The sequence below is a fragment of the Microbacterium sp. MYb66 genome (assembly GCF_002979435.1).
Classification (GTDB): Bacteria; Actinomycetota; Actinomycetes; order Actinomycetales; family Microbacteriaceae; genus Microbacterium.
In genome coordinates, this window is sequence record NZ_PCOV01000002.1 from 216,464 (window position 1) to 241,378 (window position 24,915).

The following is a 24,915-nucleotide window of genomic DNA, read 5'->3' on the forward strand; positions in this document are numbered from 1 at the left end:
CCGCAGGGCTTCTCGATTCCTTTGTCGTCAGGTGGAGTGTGCGCTCGAGAACTCAACGAAATGCCGACCACCATATGAGGGCAGGGAGAAGCGAGCGCAACTACCAACTATACGCACGATTGTGCGACATGGCAAGCGCAGTCCTTGACCAATCTCGGAAGCTGCGGTATGAGCGCGTCTTTCGGCGTGCCGCGGCCGATCAGCTCCAGGTCCAGGTCACCAGAATCGACTCCGCGATCTCCTGGCGCTCGGCCGCGGGGACGGTGTCGCTGAACGAGAACGTGACGATGTAGGTCTGGTCGTCGGTGCTGGCGTAGTACTGCTCGGCCACGTAGGAGACGCCCTCCGAGCTCATCGTGGCGGTGAGGTGCGCGGACTCGGAGTCCGCGACCACCACGCGCTCGTTCACCGCGATGTCGGTGGCGCCCGCCGTCTCCAGCTCGGTGACGCCCTCGGATTCCACCTGGTCGTTGGTGACGAGGCCGACCGGGGACTTGATCACGTTGACGTTGTCGGCGAAGCCGTCCGCGTCCTGGAGGTTCGCGGCGAGGGAGTCGAAGCCGGGGAAGTCCTGCGGGGGCACGGCCCAGCCCTCGGGGACGACGTAGGTGTACGCCTCGCCCGAGATCGTCTCACCGGTCGCGGGTGCGGCGTCGAGAGCGGGGGCCTGCGACGACGGCTGCGAGTCCGAGCCCGGGGTGGGCGTCGGCAGCAACGAGCATCCGGTCAGGAGCGAACCGGCGACGACGAGGACGGCGGCGGTGCGGAGGGAGGTGCGGAGGGGGGTGGGCATGCACTCAGCCTATCCATAGCATTCGTGCGCTCCGCTCCCGCCTGCCCGCGGAAAGCCGAGGGCAGGCGGGAGCGGCTCAGGACGCGATGTTGAGCTCGTTGCCGGGGATCGAGGCCAGCAGGCGCCGCGTATAGGGGTCCCGCGGGTTCGTGAAGATCTCCTCGGAGGTCGCCGCCTCCACGAGCCTGCCGTCCTTCATCACGCAGACGTAGTCGCTGATCAGCCGCACCACCGCGAGGTCGTGCGAGATGAAGAGGTAGCTGAGCCCGTACTCGCGCTGCAGGTCGCCGAGCAGCTTCAGGATCTGGTCCTGCACGAGCACGTCCAGCGCCGAGACCGGCTCGTCGCACACGATCAGGTCCGGCGACAGCGCGAGCGCCCGCGCGATCGCGATCCGCTGCCGCTGTCCGCCCGACAGCTCGGACGGGTAGCGGCGCAGCATCGACTGCGGCAGCGCCACGTCGTCGAGCAGCTGGCGCACGCGCTTGCGGCGATCGGCGGCGCTCCCCCGCTTGTAGAACTCCAACGGCTCGCCGATCAGGCGCTCGATCGTGAACATCGGGTTCAGGCTCGAGTACGGATCCTGGAAGATCGGCTGCACCTGCTGCCGGAACTCCCGCGTCTCCGCGCGGCTCAGGGAGGAGATGTCCTTGCCCTCGTAGCGGATCAGTCCGCTGGTGGGCTCGATCACCTTCAGCAGCATCCGCGCGGTCGTGGTCTTGCCGGAGCCGGACTCCCCCACGATCGCCACCGTCTCCCCGCGCGGGATCACCAGCGACACGTCGTCGACGGCGACGAAGTCCTCGCCTCGGCCCCGCACCGGGTAGACCTTGGTGAGGTTCTCGATCTCGACGATGTTGTCGGCGGGCGCGGCGGCGACTGCGGGATCGGCCTCGGCGACCCGCTCCTGCACCTGGAACGCCTCCGGCCGCAGTCGGGCCGCGGCGACCGACGGTGCGGCCTTCACGAGCGACTGCGTGTACGGATGCTGCGGGTCCTCGAGGATCTGCCGGGCGGCGCCCTGCTCGACCACCTTGCCGCGATGCATCACGATCACGCGCTCCGCACGCTCCGCGGCGAGCCCGAGGTCGTGGGTGATGAGCAGCACGGCCGTTCCCAGCTCGCGGGTCATCGCTCCGATCTGATCGAGGATGGTGTGCTGCACCGTGACGTCGAGCGCGCTGGTCGGCTCGTCTGCGATCAGCAGCCTCGGCTTGCACGCCAGACCGATCGCGATCAGCGCGCGCTGCCGCATGCCTCCGGAGAACTCGTGCGGATACTGCTTCGCACGCCGGGCCGGATCGGGCAGCCCGGCGGCCGTCAGAGCCTCGACGACCTTGGCCTGCACGTTCTGCCGCGTGGCCAGGCCGTGCGCGAGCAGCGTCTCCGCCACCTGGGTGCCGATCTTCGCGACCGGGTTCAGGTTCGACATGGGGTCCTGCGGAACGAGGCCGATGTCGCGACCGCGGATCATCCGCAGCTCGTGCTCCCCCGCACGGGAGATCTCCTTCCCGTCGAGCCGGATGCTGCCCGCGGCGATCTTCCCGCCCCCGGCGAGAAGCCCGATGATGGCCATCGCCGTGGTGGACTTCCCCGATCCCGACTCGCCCACGATCGCGACGGTCTCCCCGGGACGGATCTCGAGGTCGACGCCTTCGACGGCGTGCACGACGCCGTCCATGGTGGCGAAGTCCACGGCGAGCCCCTGGACCGACAGCAGCGGCTCGGTGGACATCTGATTCTCCTTCGCGGCGCGCATCGCGCCCTCGTCGCGGGCGTTCATCGTGCCCTCGTGCGTGGATCCATGGCCTCGCGCAGTGCCTCGCCCAGCAGGGTGAAGCCGAGCGCGGTGACCGCGATGCAGATGCCGGGGAGGAACGCGAGCCAGGGCGCGATCGCGAGCTCGGCCTGTGCGTAGGTGAGCATGCGCCCCCACTCGGCGGTCTCGGGGCGGCCGCCGCCGAGACCGAGGAACGACAGCGCCGCCGCATCGATCACGGCGGTCGCGAGCGTCAGGGTCCCCTGCACGATCACAGGACCGATGGCGTTGGGCAGCACGTGCGACATCGTGATCTGGCCGCGTCCGAGACCGAGGGTCTGCGCCGAGAGCACGTAGTCGCTCGAACGCTGCTGCAGCATCGACGCGCGAAGCAGCCGCGCGAAGATCGGCACCTGCGACGCCCCGATCGCGATCATGATCGCGAACGGGGTCTGTCCGAGGATCGCGGCGATCGACACCGCCAGCAGCAGGTTCGGCACCGAGAGGATGATGTCGACGATGCGCATGATGAGGGTGTCGACCCATCCGCCGAACGTGCCGGCGAGCAGCCCGAGGATCATTCCTCCGACGAGACCCATCGCGGTGGAGATGACGCCGATCATCAGCGACGCCTGCGCGCCCCAGATGAGCTTGGACAGCACGTCGCCGCCGAAGCGGTCCAGTCCCAGCGGGAACTGCGGCAGCTCCCCCGGCCCCGGGATGTAGGTCGGCGTGATGTACTTCGCCCCCGGCAGCGCCGTCTCCGGGTACGGAGCGAGCAGAGGCGCGAGCGCGGCGACGAGCAGGAACGCCAGCACGATGGCCGCGCCGATCCATGCCGTCGGATTGCGGCGGAGGCGGCGGAACACGTCCTGCCAGAATCCGCCGGAGCCGTTCCTGAGGTCGGCCTGAGCGATCGCGACGGTGTCGATGCTGCCGCCGCTCTCCGCTGAGGGGCCCTGGGCGGGCGGGAGTGCGATGCTCATGCGACCGCCTCCTTTCGGACGATGGGGAGGGACATCACTGCACCCTCACTCTCGGGTCGATGAAGCTGTAGGAGACATCGACCGCCAGGTTGATCAGCGCGTACGCGATCGCGATGAAGATGATGAATCCCTGGAGCACCGGGAAGTCCCTGGTGAAGATCGCCCTCGCGAGGAACGACCCGATGCCGGGGAAGGCGAACACCGTCTCGGTGAGCACCGCGCCCGAGATCAGGAGTCCGGTCTGCAGACCGATCGTCGTGATCACCGGGAGCATCGCGTTGCGCAGGATGAAGCGGCTGCGGAGCGTCGACGATCCGACGCCCTTCGCACGCCCGGTGCGCACGTAGTCCGCGTTCTGCACCTCCAGGACGCTGGCCCTGGTGATGCGGACGATGATGGCGAGCGGGATGGTGCCGAGGGCGAGCGCCGGCAGGATCAGGTGCAGGATCGCATCCCACGCGGCATCGAACTCGCCGGTGATGATGCCGTCCCACACGTAGAACCCGGTGGGATGGGTCGCATCTATTCGAGGGTTCTGGCGCCCGTCCGACGGCAGCCATCCCAGCTGCACGGCGAAGACGTACTTCAGGATGAACGCGAGGAAGAACACCGGGATGGTGATGCCGACGAGGCTCAGCACGACCGAGGCGTGGTCGGTGAACTTGCCGTGGCGACGAGCGGCCCAGTATCCGAGCGGGATGCCGATGCCGACCGCGAAGATGAGCGCCATCACGCTCAGCTCCAGCGTCGCGGGGAAGCGCCGGAAGAACTCCTCCGTCACCGGTCGGTTCGTCTGGATCGAGGTGCCGAAGTCGCCCTGCAGGAGGCGGCCGACCCAGATGAAGTACTGCTCGATGAGGGGCTTGTTGAATCCGTAGAGCTCGTTGACCCTGGCCACGGCCTCCGGCGTGGCCTTTTCACCGAGGAGGGCGACCGCGGGGCCGCCGGGAAGGGCCCTGACCCAGGCGAACAGCAGGATGCTGAGCCCGAACAGGGTGGGGATGAGGAACAGCAGTCGCCTGCCGATGGTGCGCAGCACGAAGATCTCCGTCGATCAGAAGGTACGCCGTGCCCCGGTCCCGCCGAGGGCGGGACCGGGACTCGACATATCAGGTGGTCAGGCCTACTTGGTGAGGACGATGTCCGTGAAGACCTCGTCGTTCACCGGGCTGGCCGGGTAGCTCTTCACGCGGGGGTCGAACGCCAGGGTCGGCGCCGGGTGCGCGAGCGGGACCCCGGGGATGAACTGCGCGACCATCTCGTTGATCTCCTCGTACAGCGCCGTCTGGTCCTCGAGGTTGGAGACGCCGCGCGCCTCCGTCAGCTTCTGGAACAGCTCGGGGTTGTCGAAGCCCCACTCGGAGCTCTTCTGACCGAAGAAGACGCCGACGAAGTTGTCGGTGTCGTTGTAGTCGCCGGTCCAGCCGAGCAGGTGGATGCCGTGGTCGGACGTGCCGGTGGTGCGGTCGAGGTACTCGACCCACTCCTCCGAGACCGGGGTGGTCTCGACGCCGACCTCTGCGAGCTGCGACGACAGGACGGTGAAGATCTGCTCGGGGTCCGGCATGTAGGGACGCGAGACGTTGACCGGGTAGTTGAACGTGAGCTTCAGCGGGTTCGCCTCGTCGTAGCCGGCCTCCGCCAGCAGCGACTTCGCCTTCTCGGGGTCGTAGTCGTAGGTCGTGACATCGGGGTTGTAGCCGTTGACGACCTCGGGCACGAACTCGATCGCCTTCTGGGTGCCCTCGGGGAGCACCTGGCTGATCAGCGCGTCCTTGTCGACCGCGTAGGACAGCGCCTCGCGGACCTTCGGGTCCTGCAGCTCGGGAACCGTCTGGTTGAACGCGAGGTACAGGATCGTGAACGGCGGGCGGGACACCATCGTGAAGCCGTCGTCCTCGAGTGCCTTGGTGTCGGCGGGGCCGACGAGGTCGTAGCCGTCGATCGAACCGGACTCGAGTGCCTGGCGGCGCGCGGTCGGGTCGTCGATCGTGCGGAAGATGATCTCGTCGATCTGTCCGGCCTCACCCCAGTAGCCGTCGTAGGCCTTGAGCGTGACCTGCTCGCCCGGAGCCCACTCGTCGAACTGGTAGGGGCCGGTGCCGACCGGGTGCCCCATCGCGTACTCGGACAGCTGCGGCGCTTCCGCCGAGCCGCCGACCTCGTCTGCACCGAACTCCTGCATGGCCGAAGGGCTCTGCATCGAGAACGACGGGAGTGAGAGCGAGGCGACGAAGCCGGCGAACGGCTTGTTGAGCTCGACCGTCACCGAGTAGTCGCCATCGGGCGTGCAGGACTTGTAGACGGCGTCGGCCGCGTTCGAGGCGTAGCCCTTGAACAGCTTGTTGTAGTAGTAGCCGAAGGCCTCGGAGGCGGCGAGACCGGTCCAGTTGAACCAGCGGTCGAAGTTGACGCAGACCGCCTCGGCGTTGAACGGCGTGCCGTCCTGGAAGGTCACGTCCTCCTTCAGCGCGAACGTGTGGGACATGCCGTCCTCGGACGACTCCCACGACTCGGCGAGGAGCGGGGCGGGATCGGCGGTGCCGGGCTCCGTGCCCACGAGTCCCTCGAAGATCTGCCGCGAGACACGGAAGCTCTCGCCATCCTGCGCGAACGCGGGGTCGAGGCTCGCCGGGTCGGAGGATGCGGCGAAGACGAACGTCCCGTCGACATCTCCTGACCCCTCGGACCCTTCGTCTCCCCGCTCGCTCGCGACGCACCCTGCGAGGGCGAGAGCGGCGATGGTGGCTCCGGTTACGGCGATGAGTCCTCGCCGACGCGTGACTGATTGGTGCATTGTGTGACCTTCCCTGTCGGGCGCTTCGTTGCGCGTTCCCAAGGCTTCGTCGCCTCGGGGACGGTGATCCCTCGACGGTACCCAGCAGATCCTCAGATGCCAAACGGATCCAGGTTGCAATCCGGTATCGGCGCGCCCCTCGCCGATCCGGTAGTGTCCAGATCGTGTCCGACTCCACCCCGCTCGCCGTCTGCTTCGGCGAAGGCCTGGTCGCCCTCGTCGCCGCGGCGGCAGGGCCGCTGGAGGACTGCCGGACCTTCCACCGCTCCCTCGCCGGGGCGGAGTGGAACACCGCCATCGCCCTGGCATCGGCCGGCATCCGCACGTCCGTCGTGTCCCGCGTCGGCGACGACGGATTCGGTCGCTTCCTCACCGCGGAGCTGCGCGCCCACGGCGTCGATGATTCCGCGGTGGAGATCGACGACGAAGCACCCACCGGGCTCTACGTCAAAGAGCTCACGACCCGCGCGGACGGCGCGGTCGACGGAACGATGCACTACTACCGCGCGGGTTCGGCCGCCGCGGCCATGTCACCGGAGACGCTGGCCTCGCCCACGGCAGCCGCGCTGCTCGCCGAGGCCGCGCTCGTGCACACCTCCGGGATCACGCCGGCGCTGTCGCCCTCGACCCTGGCCGCCCAGGAGGCGCTGTACGCCGAGCGGCGACCCGACCGGCTGCTCAGCTTCGATCTGAACTGGCGGCCGGCACTCTGGCGCGGCCGTGAGGCGGAGGGCAGGAGGATCGTCTCCGACTTCGCGAGTCGCGCCGACATCGTGTTCTGCACCCGGTCGGATGCCGAAGCGGTCTTCGGCACCAGCGATGCGCAGGAGCTGCGCGCGCTCTTCCCCGGGCCGCGCCATCTGCTGGTCACCGACTCAGGCGGCGCCGTGGCCTTCGACGGCTCCGAGAGCGCCGCGAGCGATGCTCTCGATGCGCCCGTCGTGGAGACCATCGGCGCCGGAGACGCGTTCGCCGCGGGCTACCTCGCCGGAGTGCTCACCGGCCTGTCCCTGACCGGGAGCCTGGCCCGCGGTCACCGCATCGCCACCCGCGCACTCGCCAGCACCCGCGACCACGTCGACTGAGCTGCGCGCCACAGGCGGAGGGCGCCCGCTGTCAGGTGCTGCGGCGGGTGGGTACCGCGTCGTGCGTCCGCTGCAGCGAGATGGCCACCGGCTCTCCCCGGTGCTGCACGACGCGCACGAACAGCACGTCGACGAGGGCGAGCTGCGCGATCCGGCTCGACATCGCAGCCATCCGGAACGGCGACTCGTGCGCGTGCGTGAGCAGCACGACATCCGCCTCCAGAGCCAACGGCGACTCCGGGGCGCTGGTGACCGCGACCGCCAGCGCACCGGCGTCGCGCGCCACCTCGAGCGCACGCAGCGTCTCCGCGGTCTCGCCGCCGTGGGAGAACGCGATCGCCACGTCATCGGCCGTCCGCAGCGAGGCCGTGGTCACCGCGAGGTGCGGGTCGGGCGAGTGCGAGACGGAGCATCCGATGCGCGACAGCTTCAGCTGCAGGTCCTGCGCCGTCAGCGACGAGGCCGCCTGGCCGAACAGGTCGATGTGGCGGGCGTCCACGACCGCACGAGCGACGCGGTCGAGGGCGACGGCGTCGAGGGCGAGTGCGGTCTTCTCGATCGCGTCGATCTCCTGCGCGGCGAGCTTGGCGGCGATCGCGGTCGGCCCGTCATCCGGGTCGATCGCGGTGGTGTCCAGGCCGAACCGCGCCTGCTGGGCCTGCGCCAGGGTGATCGCGCGCGCCACCGCGACGCGCAGCTCGCGGTAGCCGCTGTACCCCAGCGATTGGGCATAGCGGGCGACCGTAGACAGCGACGTGCGGCAGAGCTGGGCGAGATCGTTGATCGCCAGGTCGACGACGAGCGTCGGATCCCCCAGGATCGTCTCGGCGACGCGCGCCTCAGCGGCACTCACCTTCGGGAGGGAGCGTCGCACCCGAGCGAGAACGTCATCGTCCATGGAGGGATCCTGTCTCAGCCGGCGCCGGTCATCCTCTGCTGCGCGGCGAAGCTCCCCAGGAGTGCTTCGCGTGCCGTCTGCGCACCGAGCCTACTGGCTGCGGCGACCTCGATGGTCGGCAGCGGCAGCCGGTCCCTCGTGGGAAGGCCGACGTTGACGACCACCGCACCGGGATCGCGCACGGCCGCGCGTTCGACGAGGGCGCGCTGCGCGGCATCCGTGTCCGGTCTGTCGATCAGCACCACCGTCAACCCCGGAGCCGAGGCGACCTCGTCGAGCACGCGGTCCTGCTCGGCCAGTGGGCTCGAGGCGACATCGAGGCGCACGCGCAGGCCGTCGTGCGCGAGCGCGCTCGCGACGTAGGAACCCGCGCTGTCCACGGCCAGAGTCGACCGGCGTCGCGCGTCGATGACGGCGAGCTCGGATGCCGGTTCCGGAGCATCGCCCGAGACGGTCACGACACGGCGCACGATCTCGGCGGCGTCGAAGCCGTCGGTCGGCTCGTGGTCGCGCTCAGCGGCCGCGTGGAGCTTGGCGGCGAGTGCGGCGACCCGCCCGGCGGCCTCCTCGACGCGAGCCCGGGAGAGCGAGCCGTCCCGCAGCGCGGCGACGATCCCATCTCTCGCGGCGCGGAAGTCCTGCTGGTCCTGATCGGGGAGCGCGGCGTCGCCGGGATTCGTCGGGTTGCCGATGCAGAGCAGGTCGGCACCGGCGGCCAACGCCAGGGCTGCTCCCCCGCCCAGTCCGACCGTCTCGCGGATGGCGGCCATGTCGAGGGCATCGGTGATGATCACACCGTCGTATCCCCAGTCGCGCAGGATGCCGAGCACGCGCGGGTTGAGCGTCGCCGGCTGTTCGCCCCACGCGGGGACCACGATGTGCGCGGTCATGACGGCGTCGACACCCGCGTCGACCGCGGCCCGGAACGGCTCCAGGTGCACCCGCTCGAACTCCTCGAGATCGAGCGTGATCTCGGGGAGCGAATGGTGCGAGTCCATGTGGGTGTCGCCGTGGCCGGGGAAGTGCTTGACGCACGCGGCGACAGCGGCATCCTGGATGCCGTCGATCGTCGCGACCACGTGACGGGAGACGAGCGCCTCGTCGTCGCCGAAGGCCCGCACCCCGATGACCGGGTTGCGGGGATCGGTGTTGACGTCGGCGACCGGTCCGAGAACCACGTTCGCGCCCACCGCTCGCACCCGACGAGCGAGCTCGGCGCCGGTCATCTCCGACGCGACCAGGTCGTCGAGCAGTCCGAGCTGAGCCGCACCGGGCACGGTCGACCCGGTGGCGGATTCGAGACGGGTGACGCTGCCGCCCTCCTCGTCGATGCCGATGAGGGCGTCGGGGTTCGCCGCGAGGATGTCGGCGCTGAGGTCGGCGAGGCCGTCGCCCACGTTCTGGCCGAAGTAGACCACCCCGGCGAGACCGTCGCGCAGTTCGGCGCGCAGCCATTCGGGCGCCTCGGTGCCGAAGAACCCCGGCCACAGCACCCCGTTCGCGAGGCGTTCGAGGTCGTCGGTCATCCCTTCACAGCTCCCGCGACCATGCCGGAGGCGAGCTTGCGCTGCACCAGCACGAAGAAGATCATGACCGGCACGGTGATGATGGTCGAGGCGGCCATGATGCTGCCCCAGTCGTTGGAGTGCAGGCCGAAGAACGACTTCAGACCGATCGAGACCGTGTACTGGTCGGTCTGCGCTCCGAGGATCGTCATGGCGAAGATGAACTCGTTCCACGCCGTGATGAAGCTGAAGATGCTGGTCGCGACGAGGCCGGGCATGACCAGCGGCAGCAGCACCGAGCGGAACATCCGCCACCAGCTGGCGCCGTCGATGTATGCAGCCTCTTCGAGCTCGACCGGGACCGCGGCGACGAATCCGCGCAGCATCCAGATGCCGAACGCGAGGGAGAGGGCGACGTAGACGACCATGAGGCCGAGGATGCTGTTGAGCAGGCCGAGGCTCTTGACCTGGAGGAACAGCGGGATCACGAGAGCCTCGAGCGGCACCATCTGCACGACGAGGATCATCATCAGGATCATGGTGCGGAACTTGAACTTGAAACGCGCGACCGCGACGGCGGCGAGCAGACAGACGAGCGCGCTCACGAGGACCGTGACCAGCGCCACGATCGCGGAGTTGCGCAGGTAGGTGCCGAAGCCGCCGTCGGTGAGGACGAACGCGAAGTTGTCCCACGTGAACTCCTGCGGGAGCAGCGACTGCCCACCGCTGGAGGCCTTGCCGTCGAACGCGCTGGAGACCATCCAGTACACGGGGAACAGCGTGAAGATCAGGACGGCGGCGACCGCGATGCCGAGTCCGATGCGGGAGCGGAGCCTGGGACGCGGGTTCACAGCTCGTCCTCCTTCATGAGGGAGCGGATGTAGACGATCGTGATTCCGATCAGCACGAGCGTGAGCAGCACGGCGAGCGCCGCACCGAAGCCGTAGCGGTTCTGCCCGAAGGACTCCACATACGACCAGACACCGAGATTGAGCACCTGGCGGTTGCCTCCGCCACCGCCGGGCATCAGATACACCTGCGCGAAGACCTTGAAGTCCCAGATGGTCGAGAGGATGATCACGACCGAGAAGACGGGCTTGAGCGTGGGGAAGATGATCTTCCAGAACCGACGCCACGCGCCGGCGCCGTCGAGGGCCGCGGCTTCGAGCATCTCCTTGGAGACGCCGAGCAGGCCGGCGAGGACCGTGATCGCGACGAACGGGAATCCGTGGTGCACGACGTTCAGCAGCACGATGGCGTAGAACGACCACTGGTTCGTGAACCAGTTGACCGGCTCGCTCATCAGGCCGAGGTCGGTGAGCACCGAGTTGAAGATGCCGCGATCGGCATCGAAGATGAAGGTCCAGACGTAGGTGCCGGTCACCGCGGGCATGGCCCAGGCGACCATGATGCAGCTGGAGACGATCACACGCCAGGTGGTGCCGAGGCGCGCGAGCAACAGGGCGACAAGCGTGCCGACGGCCACGGTGACGAAGACCGCGACGGCGGCGAACCCGACCGTGTTGGGCAGCACCACCGTCCACAGAGTCGGGTTGGTGAGCGCCTCGACGTAGTTGTCGAGACCGATCCAGTTGTTCTCCCCGGTGTTGATCTCGCGCAGACCGTAGTCCTGCAGCGAGTAGAGGAACACCTGGACGAGCGGCCAGAGCATGAGCACCGCGAGGATGGCCAGCCCGGGCGCGAGAAGAAGCCAGGGGCGGGCCGCGACGATCGAGAGACCGCGACGCTTCCGGCCGCCGGCCACGGAGGCGGAGGGGGACTCCGCCTTCGTGGCCGGCAGTGGCGCTTGCACCATCGACATGGAAGGGATGCTTCCTTACTGGTTGAGCAGTTCGGTCATCTCGGCAGCGGCGTCCTTCGTCGCGGTCGCGACGTCCTTCTGTCCGCTGAGGATGGCCTGGATCATGGAGTTGGTCGTCTTCTTCGCCTGCACGGCGCCGAAGTTCGGGGTGACCGGAACGGATGCTCCGCCGTCGACCATCTGCTCGGCGAACGGTGCGACGAGCGGGTCGGTCGAGGCGAGTGCCTCCTCCATCGCGGACTGGACGCCCGGGAAGTAGCCGGTCTCGTTCGACCACTGCTCGGCGAACTCGCCGGTGCTCATGAGCTTGACGAACTCCCACGCGAGGTCGGCGTTCTTGGTCGTGTTGAAGACCGAGAGGTGCGATCCGCCGAGCACGGAGGGAGCGATGCCGCCGTCCTCACCGGGGATGACCGCGGCGCCGATCTTGCCCTCGAGGTCGGGGTTCGCCTCGATGAGCGACTTCGGCGTCCACGAGCCCGAGAGCATCATGGCGACGTTGCCCTGCGTGAACGCGTCACGGAGGTCGGTCTCCTTCCAGGTGGTGGCACCCGCGGAGGAGAAGCCGTGCTCGGTGGCGAGGCCCGTGTAGAACTCGATGCCCGCCTGCGACTCCTCGCTGTCGAGCTCGCTGGTCCACGTCTTGCCGTCCTTCGTGGCGATCTCGCCGCCGGCGCCCCAGACCCAGGGGTAGACCTGGAACTCGGCGTCGCCCGCGACCGGGAACGGCAGCATGTCGGGCTTGGCGGCCTTGATGGCCTCACCTGCGGCGACGATGTCGTCCCACGTCTTCGGGGCCTCGAGACCGAGTTCCTCGAACACGTCGGCGCGGTAGACGATCGAACGCACGCCGGCGTACCAGGGCATGCCGTACAGCTCTTCGTCGTAGGTGCCCGCGACCGCGAGACCCTCGACGAGGTCGTCGCGCAGGCCCTTCTCGGCGTCGACGTACTCGTCGAGCGGGAGGAGCGCGCCGGCATCGGCGAACTCGGCGGTCCAGGTCGTGCCGGTCTCGGCGACGTCGGGGGTCGTGCCGCCGGCGATGGAGGTCACGAAGCGGTCGTGGGCGTCGGCCCACTGGATCTCCTCGATGTTGACCGTCGCCCCGGTCTCCTTCTCGAAGGCCTCGGAGACCTTGTCGTAGAAGGCGGTCGCGTCAGGGTTGGTGCCCTTCATGATCCAGACGGTGAGCTCCTGGCCTTCGCCGTCGGCAGAGCCGTTGTCGCTGCCGCCGGCGCAGCCGGCGAGGGCGAGCGTGGCCACGGCGCCGAGCGCCACGGCCGAGAGAATGCGCTTGTGCATTGCGGGGATCTCCTCTTTGAAAAGTCCTGGCAAGCATCGGGTACTCACCGGGGGTTAGGAAAAAGTATCCACGACTAACTAATTACCTGCAAGTTCCTCTCACAATCGTCACGCGGCCGTAACATCGGCCTCCCGGCGCCTTCTCCCAGGGATTGCCCAGGCTCGACCTGCGGTCCGCCCGAAGGTCCCGCCGGTAGGCTCGCGGGCATGCTCCGCCGCGAAGACGAAGCCGACCGTGCCACGGTCGCGCGCCATGCGACCCTGCCGACACCCAGCGCCCTCTCGACCCTGCTGAAGTTCCTGGGAATCGCCCTCGGCGTCGTGACGGTCTCCGCCGTCGCCGTAGGGGCCTTCCTCTTCGTCGACGTGTTCAACCGGGTCGGCGACGACGCGGTCGCACTCGAGGGTGCCCCCGAGGTCGACCCGCCGACGCTCGGCGCCTATCCCGCCGACAAGGCGTTCAGCATCCTCATCATCGGCACCGACGAATGCGGAGCGAAGGCGACGGAGCTGTTCGCCGAGCGATGCTCCGAGGCCGACGAGGGCAGCCGCAACGACGTCAACCTCCTCGTGCACGTGTCCGCGGAGCCGCGCAACGTGACGGTGGTCTCGCTCCCCCGCGACCTGGGCGTCGAGGTGCCGGAGTGCACGCGTCCGGACGGGTCCGTGGCCTCGGCGATGTCGAAGGCGTCCATCAACTCGCTCTTCGACCATGCCGGTCTGTCCTGCGTCGCGAAGACCGTGAGCGAGATGGGCGACATCCCGATCGAGTTCGCCGCGAAGATCAGCTTCGACGGAGTCATGGCCGTCACCGACGCGATCGGCGGTGTGGAGGTGTGCATCGCCGGCAACGGCATCCGCGACCGGCACACCGGCATCGACTGGCCAGCGGGCAACCGCATCGTCTCGGGGGTCGAGGCGCTCCAGTTCATCCGCACCAGACACGGCGTCGGCGACGAGAGCGACCTGGCGCGCATCTCGAACCAGCAGCAGTACATGTCGCGGCTCGCCAAGAAGGTGCTCAGCGAGGAGACGCTCACCGACCCGCCCAAGGTGCTGCGCCTCGCCAGCGCGATCGCCGACAACATCGACCCCAGCGATGAGCTCAGCAACCCCGTCCGCCTGGCCCAGCTCGCGCTCGCGCTGAGAGACGTGCGGTTCAGCGACTTCGTGTTCGTGCAGTACCCGAACGTGACCGACCCCGACGACGATGACAAGGTCGTTCCGAACGAGGTGGCCGCCGACGCGCTGTGGGCCGCGGTGAAGTCGGGTCAGCCGCTCGAGCTCACGGGAGACGTCACCACGCACCGCGGCGTCGAGCTCGTGACGCCCGCTCCCGAGGAGGCGCCGGACCCGAACGCGACAGCGGCACCCGAGGTCAGGACGACGCTGCCGCCGGACATCTCGGGACAGACCCTGGAGCAGGAGACGTGCTCGGTCGGCAATCAGCGGTGAGCCCGGCGCCCAGCGCGTAGGCTCGTGCCCATGGGCCGGACGCGATCGAGAGACACCGAGCATCCGCAGGCTCGACTCGATCACGGCGGCATCGCGCGCATCGTGCCGTCGGAGTTCACCAGCGGCTTCGAGCTGATCGTCGACGACACCCCGCAGTCGCACGTCGACCTCGACGATCCCACCCACCTGCACTTCGAGTACATCGTGCGGATGGGAGCAGTGATCGACCAGCTCCCGGAAGGACCGCTCACCGCCGTTCACCTCGGTGCCGGCGCGCTCACGATCCCCCGCTACATCGACGCCTCGCGTCCCGGGTCCCGCCAGCAGGTCATCGAGCTCGAAGCCCCGCTCGCCCAGCTCGTCCGCGAGCATCTTCCGCTGCCGAAGGGCGCGGCCATCCGGATCCGGATCGGCGACGCCCGTGAAGGCGTGCGCCGCCTGCCGGGTGCCCTGCGCGCGACGTGCGACCTCGTCGTCTCCGATGTCTACTCGGGGGCGCAGACGCCCGCTCACCTCACGAGCGTCGAGTTCTACCGCGAGCTCGCCGAACTGCTCGCACCCCGCGGCGTGCTGCTCGTGAACGTGGCCGACGGTCCCGGCCTGGCATTCGCCCGCCGCCAGGCCGCGACCATCGCGGAGGTGCTTCCGGAGATCGGCATCCTCGCGGACACGCAGGTGCTCAAAGGACGGCGGTTCGGGAACCTGGTGATCGCGGCATCCGCTTCTCCGCTTCCGACCGAATGGCTGCCGCGGATGCTGGCGGCCGGACCCCACCCCGCGAAGATCGCCCAGGGCGCCGAAGTCGACGCGTTCGTGCAGGGCGCGCGCGTCGTCACGGACGCCGATGCCGTCGCCTCCCCTCGCCCCGACGCCTCTCTCTTCCTGCGCTGAAGCCGCCCTCGCCGGGCTCATCGACGACGCATCGACGGCCCCGGCGAGGACCGGAATGGATCCCGAGCGGCGTGTCGAGGACCGGATGCCGCGACCAGGGCGCGCCGCCCCGACGAGTGCGTGACCGGAAGGCACACTGGACGGGGACGCTGCGGAAGGAGAGCAATGAGTTTCATCCGGGGATACGACCAGGAGACCCTCCGCGAGGTGGTCGATCTCGATGAGTGCGCGAGGCGTCTCGCGGAGATCGAATCGCAGCGGAGCCTGCCCGCCCTGCTGGAGCGGGTCTGGCTCCTGAAGGTGCTCGACCGGCTGGACGAGTCGCTCGCGCTGGCCGACGAGACAGTGCGCCAGGCGCGTATGGCCGGCACTCGCAAGGACGTGCTGCGGGCGCGGGTGCTGCACGCCACGGTCCTGCAGTACCGAGGTGCGCACGCCGCCGCCGAGCAGGAGCTCGCGACCTGCGCGACCGAGGCCGAAGGACAGCGGTGGCTGTCGATCGCGGCCTTCGCGTATCAGCATCACGGGAAGAACGCCTACGACGCCGGCGACTACGAGACCGCCCGCGAGAGCTTCAAGCTCTCGCTGTTCCTGCGGCGCGAGTCCGGTGCCGAGGACAGTGAACTCGAGACGGCGCTGCTCGCAATCGAGGCGGCCGAACGCCGCCGTCCGTCCCAGCTCGTCGCCGGCTGAGCCCTCATGCGACCGCGATGTCGGTCGCATGCCTTAACCTGAGCGCATGGCGGAACTCGACCGTGTGCGCGTCTGGGGCGAAGCACTGATCACGCTGCATCTCGATGACAGCTGGAGCTTCGGCTTCGACCATGCCAAGCGTCGTGCCGGACAGTGCGACTACACGAAGAAGCGCATCACCGTCTCCCGCTATCTCGCCGCGCGCTTCGACGACGACGAGATCCACCAGGTGCTGCTGCACGAGGTCGCGCACGCCCTCGCCGGTCACGCGGCCGCCCACGGCCCGGCGTGGAAGCGCGTCGCGCTCGACCTCGGCTACGTCGGCGGCACCACACATCACGGCGAGACGGCGGTCGAGCTCGCCCCCTGGGTGGGCAGCTGCCCCGCGGGACACGTCACCTACCGGCACCGCCGCCCCACGCGAGCGACCTCGTGCGCCCGCTGCTCCCGAACGTTCGACGCCAGGCACGTGTTCGCGTGGACGCGCCGGGAGATCTCCACCGACGCCAAGCTCGCCGCACAGATGCCGCGCTGAGAGCAGTTCAGGCCGGCGAACCGTCGAGGTCCTCGGATCCCTCGTCCGCTGCGTCCGCCGTCGTCGAGCTGCGGCGTCGACGCAGCAGCGCCGCGACGGCACGCCACCCCACCAGGAAGACGCCGAGCACGAGGGTCGCCACGATGATGAAAGGCGCCTCGGCCGTGTCGCCGCTGAGCACCCGGACGAGCATCCCGCCGGCGACCGTCACGATCCAGACGACTGCTCCCCACAGCACCGACCACGGCCGACGCGGCCTGCCGGGGAGCAGCGCGGCGACGAGGTGCCCGACGAGCAGGGCGACCAGGAAGGGCCAGGCGGTGAGCAGGAACCCGGCGGGGTTCTCGTCGTGCGACGCGCGACCGATCGCGGCGAAGATCAGTACGAGCACGACGTCGACGATGACAGCGGGGAGGTACCTCATGCCACGACCCTACGTGGCCTGAGCCGCAGGAGCGCCTGCCCCGCGGCATCCGGCGGATTTCTCCGTGACGGGAAGACGATCCCGCCACGAGAGTCCGCCCCCGCAGGAGTCCTCCCGGACGTTCCGGCCTCACTCGAAGCGCGTGAAGGATCCCTCGCGCAGCACCGGCACGACATCGACGGCGTCGAGCACGGCCGCCTCGGCCACCGACGTCGGCACCAGGCCGGATGCTTCGATGCGGTCGGTGGCATCCACACCGGCGGCGAGCTCGCGACCGGATCCGCTCGCACCGATCATGTGCCGCAGCGCCCCGCGAAGCGCACGGAAGCCCTCGGCAGCGACCGCCGCATCCGGTGCGGTGTGATCGATACCCCGATCCGAGAGGGCGAGGATGATCGCGCCCGCCCCGAGCTGGTCCTCGACCGCGAACCGGAGCGTCCCCGCGGCGTCGGCCTCGCCTGCCGCGATGACCGCGACCGAGGTCCGCTGCTGTCGGCGCTCCTGGATCGTCTGCACGGCCCGCGCGACGGCCGAGGCGTTGCGGATGCCGCCGACGAGCACGGTCGCGCCCGTCGGCGCCGCGGCGGCAACGGCCGCGCCGTTCCGCGACCAGCCCTCGGCATCCGCCAGATCGACCTCGACACCGGCGACCGCCGCATCGATCACCGTGGACGAGAAACGCAGCACGTCGACGACCACGACGATGTCGGCGGGGGCGAGCCGGGCGATTCCCGCGGTACCCCAGTCGAGACGGACCTGATACGTGGACTGATCGAACGGCGACGGCATCCGTCCAGCCTAGGGCTGTCAGTCGGCGGCGAGCGCCTCGACCGGAGCCACGCGCGTGGCCAGTCTGGTGGGTGTCGCGGCGGCGACCAGGGTGAGGACGGCCGTCGCCAGGACGATGATCACCACGGGGACCCACGGGATCTGCGGGGCCACGAGTCCGGCCGGAGTGAACTCCGGCAGGGTCGGGACCGAGCCGAGCAGGGACTGCGCCGCGATCCAGCCGTAGACGACGCCCAGCACGAGCCCGGTCAGCGTCGCGGCAACGGTGATGTGCGTGGCCTCGAGCAGCACCATCGTCCGCACCTGACGGTTGGACAGGCCGATCGATCGCAGCAGCCCCAGCTCGCGACGACGCTGCACGACGCCGATCGTCAGCAGATTGACGAGGCCGACGGCCGCGATCACTGCAGACACCGCGACGAGCACCATCATCACCGCGGCGAAGGCGTCCATCGGCGCGAAGAACTCCTCCGGCACCTCCCCGGTGACCTGGCTCATCATCAGACGCTTGGCGGACTCGAGCGCGACGGCGAACATCGTCACCAGCGTCACGCCCATCACCACGCCGATCGCCATCCGAGACGACCGCTCCGGGTAGCGCAGTGCGTTCTCGGCGGCGAGGCGCGCCGTGGCGCTCGACCCGAACATCCGACCCACCAGACGCAGCACCGGCGGCATGAACAGCACGGATCCGAGGGCGAGGCCCGTGAACGAGAGCACACCTCCGAAGAAGGCGACCACGACGCCGAGCGGTGTCACGAGCCCGATCAGGACTCCCCCGACCAGAAGCGCGGCACCGGCGATCAGCAGCACCCACGCGCCGATGTGCCGCCCTGGCTTGCCGGAGACCTCGTCGTGCGTCCGCTCGACCGAGCCGCCCAGCGCCTGCAGCGGGGTCACCGACAGCACACGCCGGGAGCCGGCCCAGGCCGCCGCCCACGTCGTGAGGGCGACGCCGATCGCCGGAAGCGCGACGAACGGCTGCGCGAGCGAGAAGTCGGTGGGAGCGTTGTCGATCAGCTGGCCGCCGATCTGCACCCCGATCACGGCGAGCACGAGACCGGCCAGCAGGCCGATCGCCGCACCGAGGAGCCCGACGACGAGCCCCTGCTTCCCGACCTGGGCCCGCTGCGCGCGCGCGGTCGCCCCGATCAGCCGCATCAACGCGATGCGCCGGGTGCGGCCGGCGATGATCGTCGAGAACGTGTTCGCCGTGACGATCGCGGCGACGTACATCGCGACCACGGTCAGCAGCACCGAGAGCAGCGCGACGACGAAGGCGAGCGTGCCGCTGTCGCCGATGAAGGGGTCGGCCTGCAGGACGGCTCCGATGTAGGCGGTGATCTCGACCAGCAGCACGCCGAATGCCGCCGACAGGGCGGCCACCAGAATGCTGGCGCCCATCCCCCGATCGCGCAGCCAGTTCAGACGCGGTCCGGTCGCCCGCGTCTCGGGGACGACTGTGGCGACGGCGGTCATGCCGCCACCTCGGCGGCGAGCATGTATGCGGAGATCTGCTCGGCCGTCTGTCGCGGGTGGTCGGCGACGATCCGACCGTCGCCGAGATAGAGCACGCGGTCGGCGTGGCTCGCGGCGATCGCGTCGTGCGTGACCATCGCGATGGACTGTCCGTGCTCACGACTCGCGGTGGCGAGCAGTCGCAGCACCTCGCGCCCGGTCTTCGAGTCGAGGTTGCCGGTGGGCTCATCCGCGAACACCAGATCCGGTGCGGTGGCGAGGGCCCGGGCGATCGCCACCCGCTGCTGCTGGCCGCCGGACAGCTGGTGGGGACGGTGGGCGAGACGCGAGCCGAGACCGAGTGTCTCGACGAGTCCGTCGATGCGCGCTCGCTCGATCGCACTCGGTCGACGGCCGTCGAGTTCGAACGGGAGCATGATGTTGCCGAGCGCGTCGAGGGTGGGCACGAGGTTGAAGGCCTGGAAGATGAAGCCGACACGGCGGCGCCGCAGGATCGTGAGGTCGATGTCTCCGAGCCCGGTGATCTCGGTGTCGCCGATCCAGGCCCGCCCCTCCGTCGGGCTGTCGAGCCCCGCCATGATGTGCATGAGGGTCGACTTGCCGGAGCCGGAGGGCCCCATGATCGCGGTGAACTGCCCGCGGCGGATGCCCACGCTGACGTCGTCGAGCGCACGGACCGTGCCCTCACCGGAACCGTAGGTCTTCTTCAGGTGCTGGACGCGGGCGGCGAGCCCGAGGTCGGTGGTCGTGATCTCCATGCCTTCGACGCTATTTCCGCAGGCCCGCGCGGGTCATCGCCCACCGGGAGCATCCGCATACATCGCAAGGATGATCGTTCCGGTGCCGCCCCACCCCACCGACGAGGCAACAGCGAGGCGGGCGGGGCGATCAGGCGAGGCCGTGCTCGAACGCGAACACGACGAGCTGCACGCGGTCGCGCAACGCGAGCTTGGTGAGGATGCGGCTGATGTGCGTCTTCACGGTCGCCTCGCTCAGGTACTCCCGGCCGGCGATCTCCGCATTCGAGAGGCCTCGGGCGGCGAGCGCGAAGATCTCCCGCTCGCGCTCGGTGAGATCGGAGTACTGCGGGGGCACGGGCTTGGGCGGCTCGGCGAAGTGCTCGAACAGGTCGCGTGTCGCGGAGGCCGCGATGACGCTCGACCCCGCGTGCACCGTGCGGATCGCGGCGAGCAGGAACTCCGGGTCGGCGTCCTTGAGGAGGAAGCCGCTCGCACCCTGTCGGATCGCCCGCGCCGCGGCCTCGTCGAGGTCGAAGGTGGTGAGCATGACGATGCGCGGCGGCTCCGGCCTCGCGAGGATCTCGGCGGTCGCGGTGAGCCCGTCCATGACCGGCATCCGGATGTCCATCAGCACCACGTCGGGACGAGTCGTGCGCACGACCTCGAGCGCCTCCTTGCCGTCGCCCGCCTCACCGACCACGTCGAGGTCGGGCTGCGAGGCGACGAGCATCCGGATTCCGGCGCGGAACAGCGCCTGGTCGTCGACGAGCACGACTCTGATCATTCGGAGACTCCGATCGGGAGCGTGGCGTGGACGACGAACTGCGCCCCGCGATGCTCGGCTTGCAGACTACCGCCGACCAGCTGCGCCCGTTCGCGCATGCCGATGACGCCGTGTCCGCCCGGCGCGACCGACGCACCGCCCTTGACCGTGTTCCGCACGTCGACGTCGACGCGATCCGGAAGCCACGCGAGGTGCACGTCGACGGCTCCGTCGCCATGGCGGATCGCGTTCGTGAGAGCCTCTTGGAGGATGCGGTACACCGCCAGTTGGATGCTCCCCGGCGGCTCCCCCGGCGGCATCGGGTCGACTGTAACCCGGGGCTCGATGCCCGCCTGTCGCACCTGCGCGAACAATGCCTCCAGATCGGCGAGCGTGGGCTGGGGCCCGTCGCCCTGACGGTGGCGCAGCTGCGTGAGCAGCATCCGCACATCGCTCAGGGCCCCGCGGGCCGTATGGGCGATCGTGCCGAGGGCTTCGGTCGCGACCTCCGGCTTCGCAGCGGCGGCGTAACGCGCCCCGTCCGCCTGCGCGATCACGACGGCGAGGGAATGCGCGACGATGTCGTGCATGTCGCGGGCGATGCGCACGCGCTCCTGTTCCTCGACGGCGAGGGACTCCGCCTGCAGCTGAGCAGCGCGAGTGCGGCGGGCACGCAGCACCACCCTCCACAGCAGGCCGCACACCCAGGCGAACCCCAGTGCCATCACCGAGACGATGAGCAGGAGCGTGCCCGCCGTGACCTTCTCCCACCCGGTGCCGGTGCCGAACGCGACGCCGTTCACGATGACCATGTACACCGCGGCGACCAGTCCGCCCGAGAGCGCGGAGGCGAACCCCCACCAGAGCACGCGTCTCGTGCCCCAGGCGGAGGTGGCGTACAGCACAAGCAGGATCGCGAAGTCGATCGGCAGCGGACCGAACCCGGCCAGCATCTGCAGCGCGGCACCGGCCCACGCCGCGGCGAGCGCGAGTCCCGGCGCGAGGCGTCCGATCGCGACGCCGCCGAACATCAGCACGCTCGCGAAGACGATGACGGCGACCGCCGCACCGCCGATCGCGGGGTTCCCGGCCCCCGGGCCGTAGAACACGAGCGACATCGGCGCCAGGACGAGCAAGAGCAGCGCCGCCCCGACGATGTCGAGGGTCAGCGCCATGCGGGAGAGCGGGCGGATCACTCCCCCACGCTACGCGAGCAGTCCGTCACGGACATCCGCCTGGCGATGTATCCCCCTCCTACGCGCGGGCCAGGATCTCGCCGTGCGGCACGAGGAACCATCCGTCGCCGTCGTCGGCCCAGCGCTTCCAGGCGTCACTGATCTCCTGCAGGTCGGCGCCGGTCGCCATCCCGCTGTCGAGGAGCTGGCGGGTGAGCGCGGACTCGAGGATGCGGTCGGCCCACATCCCGCCCCACCAGGCTCGCTCGGCCGGGGACGCGTAGCACCAGGTGGATGCCGTCGCCGTGATGTCCTCGAAGCCCGCGGCGCGTGCCCAGGACAGCAGCCGGCGTCCGGCATCCGGTTCCCCGCCGTTGGCTCGCGCCGCCTCGCGGTAGAGGGTCAGCCAGCGGTCGAGCTCCGGGAGGACCGGGAACCAGACGAAGCCCGCGTAGTCGGCGTCCCGGGCGGCCACCACACCGCCGGGAACGGCGACCCGGCGCATCTCGCGGAGGGCCTGCACCGGGTCGCCGACATGCTGCAGCACCTGATGCGCGTGCACGACGTCGAAGGTGTCGTCGGGGAAGGTCAGCGCGTGGACGTCCTCGATCGAGAAGTCGAGGTTCGTGAGTCCCCGCTCGGTCGCCAGGCTCCGGGAGAGCGACAGGGCTCCCTCGTCGATCTCGGTCGCGGTGACCTGCGCGACGAGCGCTGCGAAGTCGACGGTGATGGTGCCGGGACCGGCTCCGACGTCGAGGAGGCGAGTGGTGGGAGTGAGGTACGGACGGAGATACCCGGCGGAGTTCGCGATGTCGCGCACGTTGTGCGACCGGAGGACGGATTCATGATGTCCATGGGTGTACGAGGCCATGCGGTTCATTCTGGCAGGGACCCGCGTCAGCGCAGGTCCGCCACCGCCCGCCGGATCGCCTCGCGATCGGGCTTTCCGGAGGAGAGGACCTCGATCTCGTCCACCACGATCAGGCGGGTGGGGCGCGCGTGCCTGCCGAGCTCGTCCGCGACGGCTTCGCGCGCGTGCGCGAGCTGCTCGGACTCGCTGCGCCGCAGCACCTCGCCGCGCGCCGCGACGATCACCGATGCCTCACCCCAGTGCTCGTCATCCACGCCGACCACGACGGCCTCATGCAGACCCGCGATACGTCGGACGATCCGTTCCACGCGGTCGAGCGAGATGTTGATCCCGCCCGACACGATCACGTTGTCGGCGCGGCCGTGCACCCGCACCACCCCGTCCTCCACGAGACCGAGATCACCCGTGCGGTACCAGCGGATGCCGTGCTCGTCGCGGACGAAGGTGCGCGCCGTCAGCGACCCGTCGCCCAGGTATCCCTCGGCGAGCATCGGACCGGCGATGCGCAGCTCGCCGTCGACGGTGCGCACGGCGACGGTGTCCAGCGGCACGCCGTCGTAGACGCAGCCGCCGCTGGTCTCGGTCGAGCCGTAGGTGCGCACCAGCCGCGCGCCGAGGTCGGCCGCACGCTCGCGGAGCGGCTCCGGCAGCGACTGCCCGCCGACGAGGATCGCACGGTACGCCGTGAGCGCCGCCCGTACCGCGGTGTCGTCCGACGCCTCGAGCAGGGTCGCGACCTGGGCGGGGACGAGCGAGGTGTAGAGGTCGGGGACGCCCGTGCCGGGCGCGGGGCGCAGCATCGCGAGCGTCGCCTCGGCGAACGAGGTCGGTGAGAAACGGCCGGCCAGCTGTGCGGGCTCGGTGTCGGCCAGGATCGACCGCACGATCACCTGCAGCCCCGCGACGTAACCCGCAGGGAGCGCCAGCAGCCAGCGTCCGCTGCCGATCCGCGCCGCCGTGGCCTCGGCACTCGCTCGCAGCGCCTCGCCGCTCAGCGCCACCCGCTTCGGGATGCCGCTCGACCCGGAGGTCGCGATGACGGCCGCGATGCCGTCCGCCACGTTCTCGGGAGCACCCGCCACCATCCCGAGCCCCAGTGCCGGACCACCCTCGAGCGCACGCTGCAGAGCGTCCCGCAGCAGAGCCGGGTCTTCGGCATCCGTGGGGATCAGCGAGGTCATGAGCGCCTCCGACTCAGTAGTGCCAGGGGAAGGAGGACCAGTCGGGGTCGCGCTTCTCGAGGAACGAGTCGCGGCCTTCGACCGCTTCGTCGGTGCCGTAGGCGAGGCGGGTCGCCTCGCCCGCGAACACCTGCTGACCGACCAGACCGTCGTCGACCGCGTTGAAGGCGAACTTCAGCATGCGGATCGCCGTGGGCGACTTGGTCAGCACCGTGCGGGCCATCTTCAGCGCCTCGCGCTCGAGCTCGGCGTGCGGCACCACCCGGTTCACCGCGCCGGCCTCGTACGCGCGCTGCGCGGAGTACTCCTCGGCGAGGAAGAACACCTCGCGGGCGAACTTCTGACCGGTCTGGCGCGCCATGTACGCGGAGCCGTAACCGGCGTCGAAGCTGCCGACGTCGGCATCCGTCTGCTTGAAGCGGGCTTCTTCGGCCGAGGCGATCGTGAGGTCGCACACCACGTGCAGCGAGTGCCCCCCACCCGCCGCCCATCCGGGCACGACCGCGATGACGACCTTGGGCATGAAGCGGATGAGCCGCTGCACCTCGAGGATGTGCAGGCGGCCGACCGCCGCGCGACTGGCACCGTCGACGATCGCCGTCTCCGCGTCGGAGTACTTGTACCCGTCGCGCCCGCGGATGCGCTGGTCGCCGCCCGAGCAGAACGCCCAGCCGCCGTCCTTCGGGCTGGGGCCGTTGCCGGTGAGCAGCACCGCGCCGATGTGCGCATCCTGCCGAGCGATGTCGAGGGCGCGGTAGAGCTCGTCGACCGTGTGCGGCCGGAACGCGTTGCGCACCTCCGGCCGGTTGAAGGCGATGCGCGCGACGCCGCCGTCGTGCGACACGTGCGCGGTGATGTCGGTGTAGTCCTCAGCGCCGGGTGCGAGCACCCATTCGGCCGGGTCGAACAGGTCGGAGACGAATGCGCTGGTCACGGCATCCACCCTATTCCTCGCCCGCCCCCGCCGACGGA

Annotated in this window: 24 protein-coding genes; 5 read left to right on the plus strand and 19 right to left on the minus strand. The window is 69.7% G+C overall.

Going from position 1 to position 24,915, the window contains the following annotated elements; genetic code table 11:
• Positions 1–199 precede the first annotated feature (199 nt).
• From CQ045_RS04860 to CQ045_RS04880, 5 genes are all read right to left on the minus strand, one after another.
• Positions 200–793: a hypothetical protein gene (locus CQ045_RS04860; RefSeq protein ID WP_105721559.1), complete on the minus strand. Its 594-nt coding sequence runs from the start codon at positions 791–793 to the stop codon at positions 200–202.
• Between the two features lie 76 nt (positions 794–869).
• Positions 870–2,576, minus strand: a complete 1,707-nt coding sequence (locus tag CQ045_RS04865; RefSeq protein WP_105721560.1) for an ABC transporter ATP-binding protein — start codon at positions 2,574–2,576, stop codon at positions 870–872.
• Positions 2,573–3,538: an ABC transporter permease gene (locus tag CQ045_RS04870; protein WP_105721561.1), complete on the minus strand. Its 966-nt coding sequence runs from the start codon at positions 3,536–3,538 to the stop codon at positions 2,573–2,575. Before CQ045_RS04870 ends, CQ045_RS04865 begins: the two co-directional genes overlap by 4 nt.
• A gap of 34 nt (positions 3,539–3,572) precedes the next feature.
• Positions 3,573–4,577 carry an ABC transporter permease gene (locus CQ045_RS04875; protein WP_105721562.1) on the minus strand — a complete coding sequence of 335 codons (1,005 nt, stop codon included), beginning with the start codon at positions 4,575–4,577 and terminating at the stop codon, positions 3,573–3,575.
• 84 nt (positions 4,578–4,661) lie between these two features.
• Entirely contained in the window at positions 4,662–6,335 is a 1,674-nt protein-coding gene (locus CQ045_RS04880; RefSeq protein WP_105721563.1) for an ABC transporter substrate-binding protein, read from the minus strand.
• 164 nt (positions 6,336–6,499) lie between these two features.
• Between CQ045_RS04880 and CQ045_RS04885 the strand changes: the two genes are divergently transcribed.
• Positions 6,500–7,420: a sugar kinase gene (locus CQ045_RS04885; protein WP_105721564.1), complete on the plus strand. Its 921-nt coding sequence runs from the start codon at positions 6,500–6,502 to the stop codon at positions 7,418–7,420.
• A 31-nt stretch (positions 7,421–7,451) separates the two neighbouring features.
• Here CQ045_RS04885 and CQ045_RS04890 read toward each other — a convergent pair whose 3' ends face one another.
• The 5 genes from CQ045_RS04890 to CQ045_RS04910 are packed head-to-tail and all read right to left on the minus strand — an operon-like array spanning position 7,452 to position 12,947.
• Positions 7,452–8,318, minus strand: coding sequence for a MurR/RpiR family transcriptional regulator (locus CQ045_RS04890; RefSeq protein ID WP_105721565.1), 867 nt, complete (start codon positions 8,316–8,318; stop codon positions 7,452–7,454).
• A 14-nt stretch (positions 8,319–8,332) separates the two neighbouring features.
• A complete protein-coding gene (locus CQ045_RS04895; protein ID WP_105721566.1) occupies positions 8,333–9,844 on the minus strand; it encodes a glycoside hydrolase family 3 N-terminal domain-containing protein in 1,512 nt (503 codons plus the stop codon).
• Positions 9,841–10,674 (minus strand): carbohydrate ABC transporter permease, encoded by an 834-nt coding sequence (locus CQ045_RS04900; protein ID WP_105721567.1) that lies wholly within the window; start codon positions 10,672–10,674, stop codon positions 9,841–9,843. Before CQ045_RS04900 ends, CQ045_RS04895 begins: the two co-directional genes overlap by 4 nt.
• Positions 10,671–11,645: a carbohydrate ABC transporter permease gene (locus tag CQ045_RS04905; protein WP_105721568.1), complete on the minus strand. Its 975-nt coding sequence runs from the start codon at positions 11,643–11,645 to the stop codon at positions 10,671–10,673. Before CQ045_RS04905 ends, CQ045_RS04900 begins: the two co-directional genes overlap by 4 nt.
• A gap of 15 nt (positions 11,646–11,660) precedes the next feature.
• A complete protein-coding gene (locus CQ045_RS04910; RefSeq protein WP_105721569.1) occupies positions 11,661–12,947 on the minus strand; it encodes a sugar ABC transporter substrate-binding protein in 1,287 nt (428 codons plus the stop codon).
• A 207-nt stretch (positions 12,948–13,154) separates the two neighbouring features.
• Here CQ045_RS04910 and CQ045_RS04915 point away from each other — a divergent pair, with 207 nt between their 5' ends.
• The 4 genes from CQ045_RS04915 (at position 13,155) to CQ045_RS04930 (ending at position 16,521) form a co-directional block, all read left to right on the plus strand.
• On the plus strand, positions 13,155–14,402 hold the full coding sequence (locus CQ045_RS04915) for an LCP family protein (protein WP_105721570.1): 1,248 nt from the start codon (positions 13,155–13,157) through the stop codon (positions 14,400–14,402).
• A gap of 30 nt (positions 14,403–14,432) precedes the next feature.
• On the plus strand, positions 14,433–15,293 hold the full coding sequence (locus CQ045_RS04920; protein ID WP_105721571.1) for a spermidine synthase: 861 nt from the start codon (positions 14,433–14,435) through the stop codon (positions 15,291–15,293).
• A gap of 165 nt (positions 15,294–15,458) precedes the next feature.
• Positions 15,459–15,986 (plus strand): hypothetical protein, encoded by a 528-nt coding sequence (locus CQ045_RS04925; protein WP_105721572.1) that lies wholly within the window; start codon positions 15,459–15,461, stop codon positions 15,984–15,986.
• 46 nt (positions 15,987–16,032) lie between these two features.
• A complete protein-coding gene (locus tag CQ045_RS04930; RefSeq protein WP_105721573.1) occupies positions 16,033–16,521 on the plus strand; it encodes a SprT-like domain-containing protein in 489 nt (162 codons plus the stop codon).
• 7 nt (positions 16,522–16,528) lie between these two features.
• On the opposite strand, the gene CQ045_RS04935 is transcribed toward CQ045_RS04930, so the two are convergent.
• From CQ045_RS04935 to CQ045_RS04975, 9 genes are all read right to left on the minus strand, one after another.
• Positions 16,529–16,945: a DUF3054 domain-containing protein gene (locus tag CQ045_RS04935; RefSeq protein WP_105721574.1), complete on the minus strand. Its 417-nt coding sequence runs from the start codon at positions 16,943–16,945 to the stop codon at positions 16,529–16,531.
• A gap of 129 nt (positions 16,946–17,074) precedes the next feature.
• Positions 17,075–17,734, minus strand: a complete 660-nt coding sequence (locus tag CQ045_RS04940) for a 2-phosphosulfolactate phosphatase (RefSeq protein WP_105721575.1) — start codon at positions 17,732–17,734, stop codon at positions 17,075–17,077.
• Positions 17,735–17,752: 18 nt separating this feature from the next.
• Positions 17,753–19,213 (minus strand): ABC transporter permease, encoded by a 1,461-nt coding sequence (locus CQ045_RS04945; RefSeq protein WP_105721576.1) that lies wholly within the window; start codon positions 19,211–19,213, stop codon positions 17,753–17,755.
• Complete coding sequence (locus CQ045_RS04950; protein WP_105721577.1) at positions 19,210–19,971, minus strand: ABC transporter ATP-binding protein; 762 nt, start codon at positions 19,969–19,971, stop codon at positions 19,210–19,212. The genes CQ045_RS04945 and CQ045_RS04950 overlap by 4 nt, the downstream gene beginning before the upstream one ends.
• A 130-nt stretch (positions 19,972–20,101) precedes the next feature.
• Entirely contained in the window at positions 20,102–20,737 is a 636-nt protein-coding gene (locus tag CQ045_RS04955; RefSeq protein WP_105721578.1) for a response regulator transcription factor, read from the minus strand.
• Complete coding sequence (locus CQ045_RS04960; RefSeq protein WP_105721579.1) at positions 20,734–21,912, minus strand: sensor histidine kinase; 1,179 nt, start codon at positions 21,910–21,912, stop codon at positions 20,734–20,736. Before CQ045_RS04960 ends, CQ045_RS04955 begins: the two co-directional genes overlap by 4 nt.
• 58 nt (positions 21,913–21,970) lie before the next feature.
• Positions 21,971–22,762, minus strand: coding sequence for a class I SAM-dependent methyltransferase (locus CQ045_RS04965; protein WP_105721580.1), 792 nt, complete (start codon positions 22,760–22,762; stop codon positions 21,971–21,973).
• A 26-nt stretch (positions 22,763–22,788) separates the two neighbouring features.
• Positions 22,789–23,943 carry an AMP-binding protein gene (locus tag CQ045_RS04970; protein ID WP_105721581.1) on the minus strand — a complete coding sequence of 385 codons (1,155 nt, stop codon included), beginning with the start codon at positions 23,941–23,943 and terminating at the stop codon, positions 22,789–22,791.
• Between the two features lie 13 nt (positions 23,944–23,956).
• Complete coding sequence (locus CQ045_RS04975; RefSeq protein WP_105722148.1) at positions 23,957–24,877, minus strand: 1,4-dihydroxy-2-naphthoyl-CoA synthase; 921 nt, start codon at positions 24,875–24,877, stop codon at positions 23,957–23,959.
• Between the last annotated feature and the right edge of the window lie 38 nt (positions 24,878–24,915).